19 protein-coding genes are annotated in these 16,740 nt (G+C 44.0%); 8 read left to right on the forward strand and 11 right to left on the reverse strand.

Annotated elements, in window-relative coordinates; genetic code table 11:
• Positions 1-21: 21 nt before the first annotated feature.
• Both P0M28_RS06400 and kynU read right to left on the reverse strand, forming a co-directional pair.
• A complete protein-coding gene (locus tag P0M28_RS06400; protein ID WP_302208832.1) occupies positions 22-1,362 on the reverse strand; it encodes an FAD-dependent oxidoreductase in 1,341 nt (446 codons plus the stop codon).
• Between the two features lie 192 nt (positions 1,363-1,554).
• Positions 1,555-2,814, reverse strand: a complete 1,260-nt coding sequence (gene kynU, locus P0M28_RS06405) for a kynureninase (protein ID WP_302208833.1) — start codon at positions 2,812-2,814, stop codon at positions 1,555-1,557.
• Positions 2,815-3,004: 190 nt separating this feature from the next.
• Here kynU and P0M28_RS06410 point away from each other — a divergent pair, with 190 nt between their 5' ends.
• Complete coding sequence (locus P0M28_RS06410; RefSeq protein ID WP_302208834.1) at positions 3,005-3,793, forward strand: SDR family oxidoreductase; 789 nt, start codon at positions 3,005-3,007, stop codon at positions 3,791-3,793.
• A gap of 79 nt (positions 3,794-3,872) precedes the next feature.
• Here P0M28_RS06410 and P0M28_RS06415 read toward each other — a convergent pair whose 3' ends face one another.
• Positions 3,873-4,613 carry a hypothetical protein gene (locus P0M28_RS06415; protein WP_302208835.1) on the reverse strand — a complete coding sequence of 247 codons (741 nt, stop codon included), beginning with the start codon at positions 4,611-4,613 and terminating at the stop codon, positions 3,873-3,875.
• Positions 4,614-4,969: 356 nt separating this feature from the next.
• Here P0M28_RS06415 and P0M28_RS06420 point away from each other — a divergent pair, with 356 nt between their 5' ends.
• From P0M28_RS06420 to P0M28_RS06435, 4 genes are all read left to right on the forward strand, one after another.
• Entirely contained in the window at positions 4,970-5,362 is a 393-nt protein-coding gene (locus P0M28_RS06420) for a 6-pyruvoyl trahydropterin synthase family protein (protein ID WP_302208836.1), read from the forward strand.
• Between the two features lie 129 nt (positions 5,363-5,491).
• Positions 5,492-6,010 (forward strand): nuclear transport factor 2 family protein, encoded by a 519-nt coding sequence (locus P0M28_RS06425; RefSeq protein WP_302208837.1) that lies wholly within the window; start codon positions 5,492-5,494, stop codon positions 6,008-6,010.
• Positions 6,011-6,074: 64 nt separating this feature from the next.
• Positions 6,075-7,088 carry a glycosyltransferase family 4 protein gene (locus P0M28_RS06430; protein ID WP_302208838.1) on the forward strand — a complete coding sequence of 338 codons (1,014 nt, stop codon included), beginning with the start codon at positions 6,075-6,077 and terminating at the stop codon, positions 7,086-7,088.
• A gap of 2 nt (positions 7,089-7,090) precedes the next feature.
• Positions 7,091-7,969, forward strand: coding sequence for a class I SAM-dependent methyltransferase (locus P0M28_RS06435; RefSeq protein WP_302208839.1), 879 nt, complete (start codon positions 7,091-7,093; stop codon positions 7,967-7,969).
• Here P0M28_RS06435 and P0M28_RS06440 read toward each other — a convergent pair.
• Entirely contained in the window at positions 7,959-8,654 is a 696-nt protein-coding gene (locus tag P0M28_RS06440; RefSeq protein ID WP_302208841.1) for a CDP-alcohol phosphatidyltransferase family protein, read from the reverse strand. The two genes, P0M28_RS06435 and P0M28_RS06440, sit on opposite strands and share 11 nt — an antisense overlap.
• A gap of 214 nt (positions 8,655-8,868) precedes the next feature.
• Between P0M28_RS06440 and P0M28_RS06445 the strand changes: the two genes are divergently transcribed.
• Positions 8,869-9,207 carry a hypothetical protein gene (locus P0M28_RS06445; protein ID WP_302208842.1) on the forward strand — a complete coding sequence of 113 codons (339 nt, stop codon included), beginning with the start codon at positions 8,869-8,871 and terminating at the stop codon, positions 9,205-9,207.
• A 40-nt stretch (positions 9,208-9,247) separates the two neighbouring features.
• Here the strand turns inward: P0M28_RS06445 and P0M28_RS06450 are convergent, their stop codons facing one another.
• The 6 genes from P0M28_RS06450 to P0M28_RS06470 form a co-directional block, all read right to left on the reverse strand.
• Complete coding sequence (locus P0M28_RS06450; protein WP_302208843.1) at positions 9,248-11,776, reverse strand: ABC transporter permease; 2,529 nt, start codon at positions 11,774-11,776, stop codon at positions 9,248-9,250.
• 101 nt (positions 11,777-11,877) lie between these two features.
• A complete protein-coding gene (locus tag P0M28_RS06455; protein ID WP_302208844.1) occupies positions 11,878-12,339 on the reverse strand; it encodes a type II toxin-antitoxin system VapC family toxin in 462 nt (153 codons plus the stop codon).
• Positions 12,336-12,554 (reverse strand): hypothetical protein, encoded by a 219-nt coding sequence (locus P0M28_RS06460; RefSeq protein WP_302208845.1) that lies wholly within the window; start codon positions 12,552-12,554, stop codon positions 12,336-12,338. Before P0M28_RS06460 ends, P0M28_RS06455 begins: the two co-directional genes overlap by 4 nt.
• An 18-nt stretch (positions 12,555-12,572) precedes the next feature.
• A complete protein-coding gene (locus tag P0M28_RS06465; RefSeq protein ID WP_302208846.1) occupies positions 12,573-13,280 on the reverse strand; it encodes an ABC transporter ATP-binding protein in 708 nt (235 codons plus the stop codon).
• Positions 13,280-13,540 (reverse strand): type II toxin-antitoxin system RelE family toxin, encoded by a 261-nt coding sequence (locus P0M28_RS31045; protein ID WP_367281899.1) that lies wholly within the window; start codon positions 13,538-13,540, stop codon positions 13,280-13,282. Before P0M28_RS31045 ends, P0M28_RS06465 begins: the two co-directional genes overlap by 1 nt.
• Positions 13,515-13,724 (reverse strand): hypothetical protein, encoded by a 210-nt coding sequence (locus P0M28_RS06470; protein WP_302208847.1) that lies wholly within the window; start codon positions 13,722-13,724, stop codon positions 13,515-13,517. The genes P0M28_RS31045 and P0M28_RS06470 overlap by 26 nt, the downstream gene beginning before the upstream one ends.
• 81 nt (positions 13,725-13,805) lie before the next feature.
• On the opposite strand from P0M28_RS06470, the gene P0M28_RS06475 reads away from it, so the two are divergent.
• On the forward strand, positions 13,806-14,507 hold the full coding sequence (locus P0M28_RS06475) for an arylesterase (protein ID WP_302208849.1): 702 nt from the start codon (positions 13,806-13,808) through the stop codon (positions 14,505-14,507).
• Positions 14,508-14,600: 93 nt separating this feature from the next.
• Here the strand turns inward: P0M28_RS06475 and P0M28_RS06480 are convergent, their stop codons facing one another.
• On the reverse strand, positions 14,601-15,392 hold the full coding sequence (locus tag P0M28_RS06480; protein ID WP_302208850.1) for a YwqG family protein: 792 nt from the start codon (positions 15,390-15,392) through the stop codon (positions 14,601-14,603).
• A gap of 160 nt (positions 15,393-15,552) precedes the next feature.
• Here P0M28_RS06480 and P0M28_RS06485 point away from each other — a divergent pair, with 160 nt between their 5' ends.
• Positions 15,553-16,629: an aminotransferase class V-fold PLP-dependent enzyme gene (locus tag P0M28_RS06485; RefSeq protein ID WP_302208851.1), complete on the forward strand. Its 1,077-nt coding sequence runs from the start codon at positions 15,553-15,555 to the stop codon at positions 16,627-16,629.
• Positions 16,630-16,740: the final 111 nt, after the last annotated feature.

Here is a 16,740-nt window from a genome sequence, read left to right on the forward strand (position 1 = left end):
ATACTTACTATCCAACAGTCATTAGTCATTAGTCATTAGTGATACGATTCGTTCATAGTCTTGGTCGGTAAGTTCTGAGGCATAGTCGTAGTGCTTCATGACTTTACGCATAATCTGATCTTGCTGCTGCCCGATACGCAGTGCTTCGGAGTAGCGGATATTAGTAAACGTAACCATTGTGTACAGCGGAACCCAACGATCAGGAAAACGACGGTGTAGTTCAGCTTCAATTTTCTTACGCTCTAGAAACTCTCGATCCGCTACCAAATCGCGCATCTCAATAAAATTTTGCAAAGCTAACGTAGCTACGGCATCAGCATCAGGTTTACGTAAACTCTGAAACTGCTGCACCATTTGAGCGTAATCATGGTTACACTCCGCCAGTAAATCCATAAAGATTCGGCAGTCTTCAAACCCGGCGTTCATGCCCTGTCCGTAAAAAGGAACAATGGCGTGAGCCGCATCTCCAATCAGCACGTTTTTACCGTAGCGTGACCACGGAAAGCATTTTATGGTAACCAGATCAGAGGTAGGATTCTGAAAAAAATCTTCGGTAAGCTCAGGCATCACGGCCAATGCATCGGGAAATTGGGTTTCAAAAAAGCGTGTTACATCGGCCGGACTATTTAGCTTGGCAAACGACTCTTTTCCTTCGTAGGCTAAAAATAGTGTACAGGTAAAACTTTTATCGGCATTGGGTAACGCAATTAGCATATAGCCGCCTCGGGGCCAAATGTGTAAAGCGTTGGGCTCAATGGCAAATTCGCCGTTCTTTGCCGGTATACTTAATTCTTTGTAACCATGTTCAATATACGATTGACTGTAGTTATAGCGAGGGGTTTTCTGCATAGCCGTACGTAGCGTGGAATAAGCACCATCGGCTCCAATGAGTAAATCAGGTTGCGTGAGAACATTCGTTTTGTTCTCTAAGCTGTGGATTAAGGCTTCACCTCGATCTAAGTAAATTTCTTCGCAGCGATATTGAAAAAGCAACTCCGCTCCAGCCTTTTCAGCTTCCTCTATCAGTAATTGATTAAGCCCCGAGCGCGATACCGAATAAATTGCCTGTTCTTCTGTGCCGTAAGGCTGAAAGGAAAGTTGGCCCGTCTTGCTATGCATCATCCGGCCTTGCATGGCAATTGCTTGGTCATGAACTTTTTCTCGCAACCCGGCCTGTTCTAGTGCGCTCCAGCCTCGGTGGCTCAACGCAAGGTTAATGGATCTACCCTCTTCCAAACCAGATTTTCGGGGGTCAGATCGCTTCTCGAAAAGTTGTACCTGATAACCTTTCTGAGCTAGTAGAGTACTAAGCAGTGCCCCCGACAGGCCTGCTCCCAAAACGGTCATATGCCCTTTACGCATTAGTTATTGAATTTATAGGCTAGAGTTGGGGATGATATTGAATGGCTCGGCTACTCAATGGTTCGATGGCTAAATTACTCATTCCTGTCGGAAAACGGAGAATGAAGGACAGAAGACGGAAAGTATTAGTACAGTAGTGCATACTGTAAATTTCCTCTCCGTTTTCCCTTCTCCGTTCTTCAACATTATATCTTACATTTCACTCAAAATTTTGCTAAAGTGGTATACTTCGGTAAATGTATTGTACAGAGGTGCGGGAGCTACCCGAATAACGCTGGGTTCCCGCCAGTCGACAATAATACCGGATTGCGTGAGCTTTTCAAAAAACTGCCTTCCTCCGCTAGCAAATACGAGCGATAATTGTGCACCTCGCTCGTCAGGATTACTAGGCGTGATGATGGTAACGTATTTACCTTCAGGATCGATAGAATGAATACACTCTTCCAGGAATCCGGTTAGCTTCAAACTTTTTTGGCGAACCCTGTCCACTCCGGCTTCAGCAACTATTTCTAAAGAAACACTTTGGGCCGCGAGGGGCAGAATGTTAGCGTTACTTAACTGCCAACCATCTACCCCGTACATCGGTTTAAACCCAGGCTTCATCTGAAAGCGATCTTCCTCTTGATGTCCCCACCATCCGGCTAAACGTGGTAGTTCAGCATTATCTGCGTAGCGCTCGTGAACAAAGGCACCTCCGGTATTACCCGGCCCTGAGTTCAAGTATTTATAGCTGCACCATACGGCAAAATCTACATTCCAGTGGTGGAGTTGCATTGGTACATTGCCCACAGCATGTGCCAGATCAAAACCAACGTTAGCTCCTGCTTCCTGCGCTACCTCAGTAATTCTCTTCAGATCAAAAAACTGCCCAGTATAATACTGAATTCCGGGCAAGAGCACCAGCGCTAACGAATCAGCGTGCTGCCCAATGGCTTGCAAAATATCTGCGGTTCGTAATATTTCTTCATTTGGCCGAGGCTGAAGCTCTACCAGTGCTTGCACTGGGTCAAAGCCATGCCAACGAAGTTGACTTTCCACCGCATAGTGATCTGAAGGAAAAGCTCCACCTTCTATCATAATTTTATACCGACTGCTGGTGGGCTGATAAAACGAAGCCATCAGCAAGTGAAGATTGGTCGTCAGATTATTCATCGCCACCACTTCGTGTTCTTTAGCCCCCACAATGTGCGCCAGGGTACTTTTAAGCTGCTTATGATACGTCCACCAGGGTTTAGGTTCAGCAAAGTGCCCTTCTACTCCTTTCGTTCGCCAGTTTTCCAACTCCTTTTCTACGGCGGCAGCCACTGCTTTGGGTTGAAGGCCCAATGAATTACCACAGAAATAAATTTTCTCCCTTCCCTGCTCATCAGCTGGTATATGGTACTTTTGACGGAAATGTTTCAGTTCGTCAGCTTGATCATATTTTGAAGCTTGTTGCTCGAGTTCTTCCATCCCACTTAGTAAATGACATGCTTTGTTTTCTTACTACATTCCTGGTAACTAAATGTTTTGCGTGCTTGTGCAATGGTTAGCTGAGAAGCTAGAACTACCTAATTTTTTCACGGATTAGTAATACGTCTTCCGCTAGGCCGAATCTGTACTTAGTTTTTATACTGCGCCGCTATTTCCTTACATTTGCCCTATGAACCTTGATTTGACTAATAAAAACGCCATAGTGTGCGGTAGTACCGATGGCATTGGTAAAGCTTGTGCGATAGAGCTGGCTACCTTAGGAGCTACCATCACGCTGGTGGCTCGTAATGAAGAGAAACTTAAGCAAACGCGAGACGAACTATCTACTTCTGCTGGACAGACTCATAGTTACTTAACTATAGATTTTCAGCAGCCAGATTATTTAAAAGCAGTATTGCAAGAGTATGCCACCAATCAATCCGAAATACATATTCTAATTAACAATACGGGAGGCCCACCCGCCGGACCTGCTCACGAAGCTAGTTTAGATGCGTTTCGGAAAGGGTTTGAGATGCACGTAATTGGTAATCAAATTTTGGTGCAAGCCCTACTGCCTAAGATGAAAAATACTGGCTACGGACGGATTATCAACATCGTCTCTACCTCGGTGAAGGAACCCATTCCGGGGTTGGGGGTTTCTAATACCATTCGGGGTGCGGTGGGCAATTGGGCTAAGACTTTATCTAAAGAATTGGGCCAATACGGAATTACCGTAAACAATATTTTACCGGGTTCTACTGAGACCGGACGCATCCATGATCTGATTAAAAACCGAGCGGCTAATCAAGGAACGACTCCCGAAGAAGTTGAGCGGAGTATGAAGGAACAGATTCCGGTAGGGCGGTTTGCTGAACCTGCTGAAATTGGTTACGCAGTGGCTTTTTTGGCTTCACCGGCTGCCGCCTACATCAGCGGAGTAAACCTAACCGTAGACGGAGGAAAGATGAGTTGCGCTTAAATAATGATTGATGGTTGATGAATAATGATTATGGCTGTATTTGTCATTAATCACTACTCATCAGCCATTACTCATTGGTTTAGACGGATACTAGGGTTTTTCCGGCTTCTTTGGGGTTTTTCTTTAGCTTGGCAATATTGAACACCTTCTGAGTTTTGTACTTGGTGTAGCTACACTCATAGTGCTTAATTAGCGTCCCTTCCTTGTCTTCGGTAGGGGACTCTATAATCTCTTCACGTACTACCCGCAGAGTGTAATATCCGCAAGTAGGTGATTTTTCGGCGTGCAGGTGCCCTTTGTATTTTTCAATTTGTGTCTCACCGCTGGCTTCATCAATCCATACATCATAGTCCACCGAAAATATATTCTCCTCAGCCTGCTGACCTTCATCTAGATATACATCTTCTTCAGATTCACTAAGTAGCTTCATTTCGTTACCCGCTTTGGAGCGACGAGGTGCGTACCGCAATTTATGTAACCGCCCTTCAATAAAAGTGGGGTAATAATATTCTAGGTAATTGAAGATAACCACACCGACAATCAGTCCAAACATAATGGAGACAAACAGGCCGACAAATACGAACATCCATTCGGTAGATAGAATGGAAGTAACGTAACAAGCTCCTCCCGCAATAAAAGAAATACTGCCGTACCACAACAGTTTCTTTTCACGCTGATTAATAAAATCGTATTTCGTTTTGTAGTTGGTGGTAGTTGCTAGTTTGAATAGCAAGTACAAAATAAATAATATACCTACTCCGATACATACGAAGGTTCCGTAAAACAGGATTTGCCTAAAAAGTGCTAGAAAATTTTCCATGACTTGGCCTTTAATTTAGTAAGCGATGTTTTGTATTGATAGTTGTTGATACCCTTTCCCTTATTTCACAAAAGTAGGTTAAATTTAAATGAAACCGACGTGCAGTACTCCGCTATCTTCAATGATTTCTTACATATTCGGCAATGGATAGTGTTCTAAATACTTAAGTTACTAATTAAACGGCAATAAGTAAACCCTTATTGCTAGTTCATTTGCTGTGAAACTATACATGCTTGGTTAGTGCAGAGCCAAAAGAAGAGTGGTGGTTAGCTTAGAACTGATGACAAGAAACTGTGGGCTATTATGAATAAATGACCTATTTTTAAGCCAGCAAATCACGTAAAAAAGTATACTACATGTACAGCGTTATTATCCGCGATCACATGATGATTGCCCATTCCCTAGATAGTGAAGCCTTCGGGCCTGCCCAGAAACTACACGGAGCCACTTATGTGGTAGATGCCGAATTTAAAAGTGAGCGTTTGGATGAAAACAGCATCGTGATTGATATTGACATTGCTACCAAAGAACTTCAAAAAGCGCTGGCACCGCTTAAATACCAAAACCTAGATGAACTGCAACAGTTTGAAGGAAAACTAACCACTACCGAATTTTTGGCTAAATATGTTCATGATACAATTAGTGGGGCCATGAAAGATCGGTTTAGTGGCAGCCTGAAAATCACGTTAGGTGAATCGCACGTAGCCTGGGCTACCTACGAAGCGCCTATTGAATGGCGCTCCTTCTGAAAAAAAGAAAGCCCTCTCTGATGTAGCAACCATAACTGCTGGGCAGCTTTCTAGAAAAGCCTCTATCACTAAAATACTCAGTATGTTGATACTCAAAAAAAATAAGCACTTTCCCTAACCAATACCACCATGAAAAGATACTGTCTTCTATTTTTTGTTAATCTAGCCTTTGTTTTCTCTGCTGCTGCTCAGTCTTCGATACCATTATCCACGCAAAACATCACGCCTATTGATGTAAAAACGGAAGATGGAAATAAACTGTCTCATCTGAATCAGCCGCCGCCACGACTGCTTTCGTCTGCTAATACACTTCCAACAGAAACCGTAGAAGAAATTGTGCAACGGCAACTCGATGCCTACAATGCCCGCGATATTGATGCTTTTATGGATACCTACGCTGACAGCATTGCGCTGTACTCTTTCCCTAATGAACTTAGAACAAAGGGAAAAGAAGCAATGCGTACTACTTACTCGCAACTATTTGAACGAACACCCAACCTGTACGCCGAAATAAAAAATAGAATTGTGATTGGCAACAAAGTAATCGATCAGGAATACGTTCGGGCTGGCGAACGCTTTATCGATGCGGTGGCTATCTACGAAGTAGCTGATGGAAAGATTGTACGGGTAACCTTTATTCGGGGATAAGATCGGCTAAACACTCGTTCCAAAAGTCACTTGGGTATCATCTCAGCCAAATTTTCATACTCTAATGCAGCCACCCTGGTATTTCGTACTGCCGAAAGAAAGAGATCAGCCTTCGGGCGGGAATATTTATAATGAACGTATTATCCTAGCACTTCAGGAAACTGGGCAGTCAGTAGAGATTATTTTAGCGGATGATTATCGACAGGCAATTTTCCAGAATAAGCCCGGCACCTACTGGGTAGATACGTTGATATTAGAGTCTATTCAGGAAGTATTATCCCAGCACCCGTCTCAGTCTCGTTCGCTGCTGATTGTACATCATCTGGCGAGCTTAGCTCCTCCGGTCGGTCAATCGGCTGAAGAACTGCGGGCAAAAGAAAAGCCTTGGCTTGACTGGTTTCAAGGTTTTTTGGCAACCAGTCACTTTACCAAAGATTACCTTCGACAGCAGCATGTTTCTCAACCCGTTGTGGTAGCCGAACCTGGTATCGATGTTTCGGTTACGAACGTTCCCAAACGTACTACCAAAACAGTGCAAGCACTCATGGTGGCCAACCTGGTAGAGCGAAAGGGCATTTTGCCTTGGTTGCAATGGTTAGCCGAGCATGTGGCAGAGCACGACCAATTCTCTCTGACGATTGTTGGCAGACTCGATATTGAGCGGCATGTTGCCCAAAAATGTATCTCTATGGTTGAAAGCCATACTTCACTGCGTGAGCGTATCACCATAGTGGGAAGTCAGCTCTTTAACCAGATGACAAATTTTTATCAAACGTCCAATCTGTTCATTTCGGTGGCTACTATGGAAACCTTCGGTATGGCTTTGCAAGAAGCCCGAACGCACCAACTACCAATTCTAACACTTGATGGTGGGTACAGTGCCTATCACCTGTTATCCGGGCAAAGCGGATACGTATTTTCCAATCTTACTCAGTTGGGTAGTTTTTTTCTGAATTTGATCCGAAAGCCCGCAGAATTTACTACTTTATATCAACGAACGCAGCAGCACCCGGCTTCCTACGTAAGTTGGGGACAAACTGCTCGTTCGCTCGTTCAGCAATTTGACCCCATTTTTTAACTATGCACCTTGACTATAACGACCCCATCACTTGGTTAGAGCATCGCTACAATTGCGATGTACAGGCTAGAAATGCCAGTGTAGAGCAAAAACTTTTATCTTTTTTCAAACCACACGAATCAGTTCTACACATTACTGATGTAGGAGCAGGTACGGGCACCAATGTGTGTTATTATTTCGATAAGCTGAAACATCAGCAGGAATGGACGCTCATTGAGCGGCATGACTCGCTTTTACAAGCAGCTCGTAAGCGACTCCGAAAATTTGCTAATAAGCAGGGTTACTTGTGGGATGAACAATCTGATCAGGCTCAATTAATTGATAATGAAAAAAGGGCGACAATCCGCTTTGTAACTGGCGATATAAATTACTTAGAAACACTCACAAATTTGGAAAAAGCAGATGTGCTGGTGGCCAATGCTTTTTTTGATCTTATCTCCTTTGATCAATTCGACGCGCTGATTAAGAAACTGGCTCAGCATAACGTTGCTTTTCTATCCACCCTCAATTACTACGAAACTTCGTTTTACCCTTTCTTAGAAGAAGATCACCAGATTACGCGCTGGTACCATATGCACATGAAACGCCCTCAACCTTTCGGCATTGCTATGGGTGCCGACTGCTGCGAAGAAATGCTCGATCTGCTTACCCAGCACCATCTAATGATTGAGCAAGAAAGTAGCCAATGGCACCTAAAGCGGGGCAACACTACGATGCAACACTATATTTTACACTTTATAGAAAATGCCTTAGGCGAGCTGAATTTGACTTCAGAAGAGCAAAAGCTTCTCAGTCAGTGGCTACGTACGCGCCAAGAACAACTGCACGACCGCACACTAGAAATTATCGTTGACCATAATGATATTTTCGCTACTGAATAGAGGTTCTTATCCACGAGCCACGAAGATCTACCGCAAAAGAATACAGAATCATAACAATGGCAGCAACAAGACAGGGAACATACGCCCAAGCGGGAAAGACAAAGGGTGCTAGTAGCGTTCCCATCATCCACATGCCTACCAAGCGACGACGAAATGAATAGCCTACGGGTGCAGGGGGTTTATCAACATAAGCCAGAATGATTACATAACCGTAGCGCAGTAAACCGGGTAGCAAAACCCAACTGCTAGCTAGATTCAGGGCAACAATTATCACCCCGAAAGCCAGAACAAAAAAAGCATCAGCTTCTTTGTCAAACACATCTCCAAACTCGGAAGCAGTCTGATACTTCCGGGCGTAGTACCCGTCCAAACCATCTAACACTAGAACCAAGATGCCCAGCACTAAAACAACGTAAGGATGCAATTGCTGACAGAACCCAACCAACACCGCAATGCCCAGCCAGCGCATTCCTGTCAGCACATTGGCAACTCCGCCCATCAATCCAAATATCTGCCACTGCTCCCGATGCCAAAGTACCCAGCTAATCGCGCTGATTACCGCAACCCCTAGAAACCAGTGTAGAGAATTTGTGAGAACAAATAAAAAAGCAGCGAACATCATTGCCAGCGATAAAAATTTCACGCTCACATCCAGCAAACGCGGGGCAATAGTAGGTTGACTCATCGGGCGTATAGGTGTAAGTTGTGAAGTGTAAAGTACATCAGTTGCGCCTGAAATGCAAAATTTCAGATGCTATGGTGTTATTGTACGATGATGCTTTAGTTATAGGGATTCGCTTTGTCGTGGAATAGTATCCGATCAACCAAGTAACATCTGCTATTCACAGTTTTCAAAACTGTATGAACTTGGCTGGATAATTTGTAGTTTTGTTAAGAAGATGATCGATACATTGACCATAGCCCGCCAGCTTCAAGAATCAGGTTTGCCTCAGCAACAAGCCGAGGCCATTGCTATTCAAATGGGAGAAATTGTAAAAGGCGAACTTGCTACTCAAGAGAACCTCAAGAAAACCGAGTTAGCACTACAAAAAGAGATTGAAGAAGTACGGCTTTCCCTACAAAAAGAGATTGAAGAAGTACGGCTTTCCCTACAAAAAGAGATTAGAGAAGTAGAGCTACGGTTAAGTGATAAGATGAATGTGCAGTTACGGTGGATTCTCGGATTTATCGTTGGGCAAGCAGCCATTACTGTTACTATTCTCCGGTTTCTTACGTAAATGCTGTTTGGGTTTATCTCTTTCCGAGCTCAATATACACTCAGACTTCCCTTCTCAAAATTTCCAGCGGTGGGTTGTTGACAATACTACGACTATTGGCTAGTCCGATAAGTACGGTTAGCCCAGTGATAGCTAAGTATACTAACAGCACCACTAGCAACGACGGGGTGAATGGAGTGTCAAAACTATATTGAGCCAGTAGCCACCCACCAAGAAGAGCGATACCAATTCCAGCCAATGAGGCTAGGCTGCCCAAAAAGAAATATTCCAGCACATTGATGCCAAAAATTTGCTTACGGGTTGCTCCAATCGTTCGTAGCAATACACTTTCCTGAATCCGCTGATACTTACTGATAATAACCGAGCCGATCAGCACAATTATTCCGGTAATGATGCTGAAGAACGCCATAAAGCGAATGACGAAAGCGATTTTATTCAGAATATCGTCTACCGTAGCCAGAATTAGTTTAAGATCAATGACCGAAACATTTGGATACTGCTTTACTACGGCTTGTTGAAAATCGGCGGCGGTTTGATCAGATTCTACTCGGGTAATGATGACGTGGAACTTGGGTGCCCGCTCCAGCACTCCGGTAGGGAAAAGTACCAGAAAATTGGTCTGCACCCGCTGCCAGTCCACCTTCCGAATGCTCCCTACATACGTATCAATCAGTGCTCCCTGCACGTTGAACGTTACTTTGTCGCCAACATCTACCTGCATGGATTCAGCTAAGCCATCTTCCAAAGAAACAAAAACTGAGTCGCCAGTATTATCAGTCACACCATTCCATTCGCCCAGCACAATTTCCTCAGAATCAATCAGACTATCGCGGTACGTAACCCGGTACTCGCGGTTGAGTGTCCATTCACGAATCTGATCGGTAGTATCTTCTTTGATCTCAGCAATGGTTCGCCCTTCCAGTCCTCCCAACCGCATGGTAACCACCGGCACCTGCTGAATGAGTGGTAAATCAAATGACTGGGTTAACTGAGCTAACTCTTCTTCCTGATCGGATTGAATATCGAACAAAACCATATTCGGCTGATGCTCACTTCCGGTCAATGCGACTTTATCAATCAGCACTTGCTGCACGAAAAAGAGCACGCCAATCAGGGCAGTGCCCAGACCAATTGTCACAATCAATACTAAGGTTTGATTATTAGGACGATACAAATTAGCCAAGCTCTGTCGCCACAAATAGCTCCAGCCGGTTGGGAAGAATTTTCTAACCGCCAGCATCAGCAAGCGAGCCATACCACCCAAAATCAGGAAAGCGATGAATGTGCCCCCGGTGAATAGCAGCGCATCCAGCCAGTTATTGAGTTGCAGGTAAGAGAATAAAAAGACAAACACAGCAATCAAGCCGAAAACCAGGAAGCGAAGCGGATCAGGCGACTGATTACTCTCAAACGAAGCTCGCAAAGTTCTTAGTGGTGATACTTTTCGCATCGAAAGTAGTGGTAACAGGGCAAATAATATCGCAATCAGTAGCCCGGTAACAACTCCCTGAAAAATGGCTGACCACGAAAGGGCAATATCTACTTCAACCGGAATAAAGTCAGCAAACAACTCCGGCAGCACAAACTGGATAGCTGTTCCCAGTACCGCTCCCACAATCGCCCCAAGTAGCCCCATTACCGCAATCTGAACTAGAAAAATCCAGACTCCATAAGCCCCTTTTCCACCCAGACAGCGCAGTACTGCCACTGAAAGCACTTTTTCCCGTAGGTAAATATGCACCGCACTAGCTACGCCTAAGCAACCCAGCAGTAAAGCAATGAAGGCTACCAAGTTTAGGAACCCGGTTAGGTTCTGGTAGCTCTCGCCAATTTCCTCTTTGCGCTCGTCTACCGTATCAAAGCGAAGTTCTTCTTTGTCCAGGAATGGCTCAATGGATTCATCCATCAACTGAGCTACGTCGGCTCTCTCAGGAAACTTGAGGTACAGCTTGTAGTTTACCCGACTGCCTTTCTGCATGAGTCTGGTTTCTTCCAAATACGAGAGGGGAATATACACCGGCGGGGCTACCGTGGCGGCAATACCCGGTTGCCCCGGCACTTTATGAATGCTTCCGTCTAGCGTAAAAGTCAGCTCGCCAACTTTAATCGGATCACCCGCCTGAGCATCAAATTGCAACATCAGCGTATTATCGGCTAAGGCTTCTTGCCCGGAGCGAAATGCTCGGCTAGCTTCCACTGGCTGGGTTTCAATGGCACCGTAGTAGGGAAACTCTCCTTCTAACGCCCGAACCTGCACCAAACGGGTTCCACCGCTTTCGGGAAACAGCACCATTGAAGCAAAGCTCACTTCTTCGGATATTTCGGCTTCCAGTGAGTCAAAAAACATTCGCACCGTATCCGTTATCGGAAAGCGGCTTTCCACAACTAAATCAGCGCCCAAAAGCTTTTTTGCCTCACCATCAATCTCCCGTCGCATGTTGTCTCCGAAAGAGTTAATGGCGACTAATGCAGCAATGCCTAACACCATACTACTCATAAATAGTAGCAAGCGCGAGCGATTCTTGCGGCTGTCACGCCACGCCATCGTTAAAAACCAAGAGAAGTTCATTTTATGCTAATTGAAAGGGGATAATTAAAAATTGATAGTGAGTATCCTGCTGGATTGTACCTTTAGTCTTCGTGGCACTTGAGTGCATAATTATTTCATTATCAGTCAGCTAGAAGTTGCTTTGCTTCATCCACACTGCTAATCAATGTAATACCTTCAGCAGTGCAGACGTCGCGAAAGTCGTTTTCGTCGTACGAAGCAAGATACGGCAGCGAATGGTGTAGGCAAGTAGCCAGAATCAAGGCGTCGTTGGGTAGCAGATTGTGCCTTTGCATAAGCTCAGGAGCCCTAGTGACTACACTTGCTAAGTCTTCTAAGAATCCAAATTGTTGCAAAAAGCCGGTATATTCTCCTTGCTTTAAGCAGCTTGCGATCTGCCGGTTTACTTTCAAAGTTAATGGCGACTTTCCACCTCGAATAGCCAGATAGTGAAAGAAAAATTCACTTACTACGGTGCTACTAATATATAAGTCACTTTCGCTTGCTACCAAATACTCTAACAATTCTGTTTTTGTATTCTTAACGTACTCAACTAGCAGTGAAGAATCGATAAATAGTTTCATTGGTAGTACCATTCATCTTCAGTAGGTTCATAGAAGGGAGGTTTCACAATTCCCTTAAATTTTCGTAGCGCTGCCAGTTTTTTTTTCTTTGTTTCGGGCGTAGCTTTATTTCTTTTTGCCACGATTATCTCCACTTCAGCATTCGTAAATTCTTTGGGAAGTTTGACCGTCAAAGTGCGGTCAACTACTTTCTGTTTTGTTTTATAAGCTTCCATATCTTCTTAGATTTTTTATCATACTGCTTTCCGGTTCACCGCATTTTCTACCAACCGATCTTCAATTAACCGCCCACCTTTAATGCGGAGGATGCGCTGGGTTTTCTCAGCTAGTGCCAAATCGTGGGTAACGATGACTAGTGTAGTTCCGGCTTCGCGGTTTAGCTCAAAGATTATAGACTCAATGTGCTGCCCGGTTTCTTCGTCTAGGTTGCCGGTAGGTTCATCCGCAAATAGAATTTTCGGTTGATTAGAAAATGCCCGGGCAATGGATATTCGCTGCTGCTCACCTCCCGAAAGTTGACTAGGATAATGATGCTGCCGATCCGCCAGTCCAACTTTATCCAGTAATTCCAGAGCGTAACGACTTACATTGGTTTTACCCTGTAACTCTAACGGAACCATTACATTCTCCAGAGCGGTAAGTGTGGGCATCAGGTTAAAACTTTGAAAGATAAAACCTACGTGTTTCCCTCGGACCTCCGCCCGTTCGTCTTCACTAAGATTATCCAACGTTACTCCGTTCAAAATTACTGAGCCAGAGGTTGAACGATCCAAGCCCGCACACAGACCTAGCAAAGTAGTTTTTCCACTACCCGATGGCCCCACAATAGAGCAGGTTGCGCCTGCTTCCAGAGAAAATGAAACATCGTGCAGCACGGTAAGCTGCCGACTACCACTTTGGTAGGTTTTACTAAGATTTTGTATTTCTAAGATGCTTGACATTAGCAATATACGTCTTTTCGGTGGCTGATTCTAATTACTATGATAACAAGTATGTCGTCTTGTATTGCATACACAACTCGATAGTTGCCCGAACGAACTCGGTAGAGATTATCTGATTTTACTAACTTTTTGCAACCGTCGGGGCGAGGGTTATCAGCTAACATCCTTACTTTATCTCGAATTGCCTCTACGTCCCTTAAAGGTATTTGGCGGAGAGTCTTTTTCACTTTCTTTTTAACCTTGATTTGATACTTCGCCACTCTTCTTCTTTTCTTGAATAATTTCGCTTATTGTCTCTTCAAAGTCGTATTCCTCTTCATCTTTGCTTTCCTCATAGGCAATTACATCGAGTAAATCCTCTAAGTATTCTCCGTATTTTTCCAGATCAATCACGATGGCTTTTTTGTTTCCATCGTCATCAGTTAAATAATTAATACCTTCCATTATTTTATCGTTTATATAGAAACACTTTGAACAGCGTTATTAGTTAAGTTACGGTAAGTATCAACAAAAGATTTTGCACCTATGCGATTTGCTGCCTTCGTTTTTATTTGGTTAACTGCTTCTATAGGCTTTTCCTGCCAAACTTCTACCGAACAGACTTCAACAGAAACTGATGCACCAACGGTTGAAACCAAAACTGCTACTGAAGAGGAGACGGATAAACCTGTCATTTTATTTTTCGGCAATAGTTTGACAGCCGGTTACGGACTTGACCCTTCCGAAGCATTCTCAGCCGTGATTGAAAGAAAATTAGATTCGTTGGGGTTAACCTACCAAGTAGTCAATGCTGGGTTGAGCGGAGAGACTACTGCCAGTGGCAACACCCGCCTGGACTGGGTACTGGAGCGTCAGCCAGTGGATATTTTTGTATTGGAGCTGGGCGCGAACGATGGTTTACGAGGAATCAGCCCCGAAGAAACTCATAAGAACCTGAACGCCATGATTGATAAGGTGCAGGAAACGTATCCCGAAGCTCAAATTATTCTGTCGGGAATGATGGTTCCGCCTAACATGGGATCGGAGTATGCCGCTGAGTTCCAGAAAATATTTCCTAAAGTAGCCGAAAACCAAGAAGTAGCACTGATACCCTTTCTGCTAGAAGGGGTAGCAGGAGAACCGGAGCTTAATTTGCCCGATGGAATTCATCCTACCGCAGAGGGTCACCAAATTGTTGCCAATATTGTTTGGGAGGTGCTGCATCCTTTGCTTGAAAAAGATAGTTAGAAGTTTCAGGTTAAAAAGTTGCAAGAGATAAATCTACCGGACGAACCTCTTCAATTTTTCCTTGTTAATTGTTCATTGTAAACTGCTAATTGATTAAAGGCTGTCCCAATTGAACATTACATTATCGAAGTTCCGATTACGTAAATCTTCGGGAAGAATAAAAAAGTTAGCAATTCCGGTGTCGCCCCACTCAATATCATTCTTAGAATCTATTTGGAGCAGAAGAATTGCCTCGGCAAAGTCATCAATTTCAAAGCGAGGGTCTTCTTGGGTAAAGTGAGCGTAGCCTCCTATCTTATGACCAGCCCCCTGAGCAAACCGACGATACTCTCGCCGAACCGGATCGGCATCAGCCCCGAACTGATCGAAAAAAGTATGTGGAGCTTCTCCGAAGGCTTCATCGAAGTGGATATCTTCGGGGGAAACTGAGCCAACTTTTTTTTCAAAGGTCAACGAATATTTGTCCTCAAAAGGCATATCCTCAAACACCGGCAAAAAGGCAAAATCCCGCTGGCGATTTTCTTCATCAACTTCTTCAAAATACAGGACCCGGAAGTTTCGCTGATCAGTTGGCTCGTCCAGATCTAGACCGTACATATCATCGTCGGCAATGTAAAACTGCAAAATGCCTTTTTGCGGAAAATCATCTAGTTCAGGTAAATCTTCACAATTTATTTGCGCCAGCAAGAACAGAGGCTCCCCATTTTCAGCAATTGGGTAGTCTACTCCCACTGGCAAATACGGTAATCCACCGAATTTACTTTGAATAATGGCTACATCTTCGTCAATTTGCGCTTGAATTCGGATGTACGGGCGAAGAGATTGTTCAACAACAGAGCGATAGACTGCCAATGAATGGGGCAGCGATGATAGTGGGGAGTTCATAGCCTACAAGTAGACAAAAGATAGTAAGTGGGTAATTGATTTAAAGCAAAGGTAGAAAATCTGTACCGAAAGTTCTATGTTCCAATTAAGTATAAGAAAATTGGTTAACCCAATAGCCGCTTATACGTTAACTACACGTTTAAAGATACATTTTTAACTGATGAAAAACATCTTTTTTACTCCTGGTCCTGCCGAACTATATTTTACCGTAGAGAGCCACATAAAAAAGGCATTGAATGAGCAGGTTCCTTCTATCTCACATCGGAGTGCTCAATTTCAGACAATCTTCCAAGAAGCAGAAGAAAACCTGAGAAATCTACTGGCCTTACCTGATAATTATTATGTATTTTTCACCGGATCGGCTACAGAAATCTGGGAGCGGATCATTCAGAACCTGGTAGCTGAGCGTAGCTATCATTTTGTAAACGGTGCTTTTTCTAACCGCTTCTACAAGATTGCTCAAGAATTGGGTCGCTCACCACTAGCCCAAACCGCGCCCGAAGGTGAATGTGCTCTAGTTGATACGGGCAAAATTCCTACTGATGTTGAACTGATTGCCTTCACTCAGAATGAAACCAGTACCGGTGCTGCCCATCCACTAGAAGATATTTATCAAGTTCGGAACAGTCATCCTGATGCCATCATTGCTGTGGACGCTGTTTCTACTTTACCTTATGTTGATCTGGATTATACTCAGATTGATACTGCGTATTTTTCGGTTCAGAAAGGATTCGGACTACCGGCTGGACTGGGGGTGTGGCTGGTGAATGACCGATGCTTGGCTAAAGCTGAGCAGCTCGTTCAGCAGCAGAGTATCGGCTCCTACCATTCTTTGCCATCTTTATTCGCAAAAGCGCAAAAGCACCAAACTCCCGAGACTCCAAACGTATTAGGCATCTACCTGCTGGCCAAAGTAGCGGGTGATATGCTCACCAAAGGCATGGAGATTATACGCAATGAGACCAAGTTTAAGGCGGGTATGATGTACCAAATGCTATCGGAGCACCCGAATTTCACCCCGTTTGTCAGGAATGAAGCACATCGATCTAAGACTGTCATTGTGGCAGAAACTCAAAGCCCCTCCGCAGAAATTATTGGAACGCTGGAACAGAATCGCTTGCTTATCGGAGATGGTTACGGCACATTTAAAGGCAAACACGTTAGAATCGCTAATTTCCCAACACATTCCAAGGAACACATAATATTGCTAGTCGATAAAATGAGTGCAATTTTGTAACAAAATCGGTATAAAATTTGTACTTATATAGAGGAATAAAAATCACTAAGTAAACAGAACGCGAAACTTTATTACACGTATACCAAAGAGGTGTTTATTAGTTTTTCGCTC

It is taken from the genome of Tunicatimonas pelagia (assembly GCF_030506325.1).
In the GTDB taxonomy this organism is placed as follows: domain Bacteria; phylum Bacteroidota; class Bacteroidia; order Cytophagales; family Cyclobacteriaceae; genus Tunicatimonas; species Tunicatimonas pelagia.